Origin of the sequence: Streptomyces sodiiphilus (assembly GCF_039529215.1) — a bacterium.
Lineage (GTDB): Bacteria > Actinomycetota > Actinomycetes > Streptomycetales > Streptomycetaceae > Streptomyces > Streptomyces sodiiphilus.
Genome location: NZ_BAAAMJ010000017.1, coordinates 1 through 1,545, shown reverse-complemented (window position 1 = coordinate 1,545; position 1,545 = coordinate 1). Strand labels below are relative to the sequence as shown.

1 protein-coding gene and 1 pseudogene are annotated in these 1,545 nt (G+C 61.1%); one reads left to right on the top strand and one right to left on the bottom strand.

Translation table 11 applies throughout. The features are described from left to right. Positions 1-838: 838 nt before the first annotated feature. Positions 839-1,135, top strand: coding sequence for a hypothetical protein (locus ABD299_RS10205; protein WP_344260679.1), 297 nt, complete (start codon positions 839-841; stop codon positions 1,133-1,135). 194 nt (positions 1,136-1,329) lie between these two features. Here ABD299_RS10205 and ABD299_RS10200 read toward each other — a convergent pair. Beyond that, positions 1,330-1,545 (bottom strand): annotated as a pseudogene (locus ABD299_RS10200) (IS1380 family transposase); the annotation flags it as partial.

The following is a 1,545-nucleotide window of genomic DNA, read 5'->3' as shown; positions in this document are numbered from 1 at the left end:
CCAAACACCTCACCACCCTCACCACCACCCACAACAACACCAACGACGACGGCGACAGCAACGGCACCGACGACGCCACCGACGACGCCACCCGAAGCGACGACAGCAACAGCGGCAGTGGCGGCGACAGCAGCCCTCACCACACCAACACCGACACCCACGACGACAGCGGTACCGGTGAGGACGGACCGGCCACCANTGGACCAACGCCACCGACCTCCAACCCGGCCAATGGCTCCAAACCAGCGCCGGCACCCACATCCAGATCACCACCGTCCAACACCACACCACCACAACCACCGTCCACAACCTCACCACCACCAACCACCACACCTACTATGTACTGGCAGGGACCACACCAGTCCTCGCCCACAACTGCGGAGGACTCGACGATAACGCACACGCGGCAATTCAAGATCGCCATGGAAATGATATTGCCGATGGGGTTGACTACAACCTCCAGCGCATGTGCACGGTTTGTAGCTCGGCCAGCGATGCAGCGGATCACGCTATCAACGGAATCGGCGGTAAGGTAGACGAATTGGGCCAGTACTTGGCTGGTCAGCGCAACCTGGGCATGACTCACGTCGATCGCAGGAAGCCAGGAACAACTGCCAGACGTGATGAGGGAAGGTTGGATCCAATGGGGAGAGGCGTGACAGTCGTCCAAAACTCTTACATGGTCCACGCCTACCATCAATCGTTGGATCAATTCAATAGCATCTTCAATTCGCTGAGGTGAGGTCCTATGTATCGGAGGGTTCGCCTCAGGCGTTCACGTGAAAGCTACGTATTCAGCTTCACTCCGACCCAATTCGAACTGGTCAGGATGGTCCTTGTGGATCTTTACAGCGGCAGTCACTCTTCGGAGTTGGTGGCCGTTGTAGCCGGTGACGCCTCGGCGGAGCTCCTCCACCTAAGAGACCGAGAGGTGGACTTCCAGTCGCGCTCGAATATTGAGGTGGCGTTGACCCTCTCCGACCTTAGAGCTTTGTACGGAGCCCTGGCATTCGCCTTCTTGAATCGCTCGTCGGAAGAGGCCTTTCATAACAGGTACGGCTTTTACAGTGAGAATGTACAGACTGTGGGGTGGGCGATCTGTGCAGCTCTCCAGGAGGAAGGGGAATCGGCGTAGAGCTCGTAACACGATCTGTTGGCCTCGATTCGTCAGCAGGATTCGGTGGCTGACCTGCTCGACAGTTCGCCCGTAATGTCCTCATGCCGTTTGAGGTGGGCCGTCGCGTGACGCCGCGGGTGCGCCGGGCTCCACGGGCCCGGAGTGCTGCCGGTCTTCTCCTTCCTGGTCCTTGTCGCGGCAGTGCCCGGCTGTTAGGTGACAGCCGGGAGGGCGGTGAGCCGCTGCCAGCAGGTGGTGAACGCTTGTGCCCAGGGCCAGGTCGCGTCGATGCGCAGCCATCGGCGTCGGGCGTGGTCGGCGAGGCGGGCGGGCAGGTGGTAGAGGCGGAAGCGCATGGACTTGGGCTCGGCGTCGGCCAGGCCCTCGACGTCGTGCAGGGCCAGCAGCCGCACCCAGGCGTCGAGATC